The organism is Brachyspira sp. G79 (assembly GCF_002379365.1).
Lineage (GTDB): Bacteria > Spirochaetota > Brachyspiria > Brachyspirales > Brachyspiraceae > Brachyspira.
In genome coordinates this window covers 490,396-491,642 of the sequence record NZ_JQIU01000008.1, presented here as the reverse complement: position 1 = coordinate 491,642, position 1,247 = coordinate 490,396, and the positions used below count along the sequence as shown (strand labels likewise).

Sequence of the window (1,247 nt, the reverse complement as noted above, 5' to 3'; positions counted from 1 at the left end):
ATTACTATATAATAATAAAAGGAGAATGATTTATATGTATGAATATTTAATAGTTGGTTCTGGAATTTCAGGAGCAGTTCTTGCAAATCTAATAGCTGATAAAATAAATAAAAAAGTATTAGTAATAGATAGGAAAAATCATATAGCTGGAAACTGTTATGATTATAAAGATGAAAATAATATAACCGTGCATAAATACGGACCTCATATATTCCATACAAACAATAAAGAAGTGTGGGACTATTTATCAAAATTTACAAAATGGCATTACTTTTATTTGAAACCTAATGCTGTTATAGAAGGGAATAAAGTTTCACTTCCTTTTACATTAAAAACTTTAAGAGAAGTATTTTCACCTGCTATGGCTGAGAGAATAGAAAATAAATTATTATCAGCTTATGGTTATGGAGTAAAGGTGCCAATACTGGATTTTCAAAATAGTACTGATGAAGATTTAAAATTTATTGGTAAATATGTATACGAAAATGTTTTCAAAAATTATACTATGAAGCAATGGGGATTAAAACCAGAAGAAATAGATCCTACGGTAACAGCAAGAGTACCTGTATATATCTCTAATGATGTAAGATATTTTCAGGATAAATATCAGGCTATACCATTAAATGGTTATACTGAAATGATATCAAATATATTAAATCATAAAAATATAACTGTCAAATTAAATACAGATTCTAAAGAGTTAGATTTAAATAATTTTAAACACATATATTATACTGGTGCTATAGATGAATATTTTGATTATAAATATGGGGAACTTCCATATAGAAGCCTAAGATTTGATGTACAAACTATAAATAAAGAATATTATCAAAATACTGTTGTTACTAATTATCCAAATGACTACGATTTTACACGTATTACTGAACACAAATATTTTTTAGGTGAGAAAAGTGAAAAAACTACTATTTCTATTGAATATCCTGAAGCTTTTGAAATTGGTAAAAATGAAAGGTATTATCCAATTTCAAATGAAAAAAATAATTCACTTTATAATAAATACTTAGATGAAGCTAAAAACAATCAAAATTTACATTTCTTTGGAAGACTTGGAGATTATAAATACTATAATATGGATCTTGCTGTTGAAAGAGTATTAAAATTATTTAATGAAAAAGAAAAATGATTAGCTGCATATAAATTAAAAAGTTAGATAAACTCTTATTTATTTAATTCTAAAGCATTAATTAAATAAGAGTTTATAAATATAAAATAATTTTTATATAACA

The 1,247-nt window shown here is 24.1% G+C and carries 1 protein-coding gene; it reads left to right on the top strand.

Annotated features, from left to right (window positions below; genetic code table 11):
- Positions 1-34: 34 nt before the first annotated feature.
- Positions 35-1,144: a UDP-galactopyranose mutase gene (gene glf, locus KQ44_RS03630; RefSeq protein ID WP_205676545.1), complete on the top strand. Its 1,110-nt coding sequence runs from the start codon at positions 35-37 to the stop codon at positions 1,142-1,144.
- The last annotated feature ends 103 nt before the right edge of the window (positions 1,145-1,247 follow it).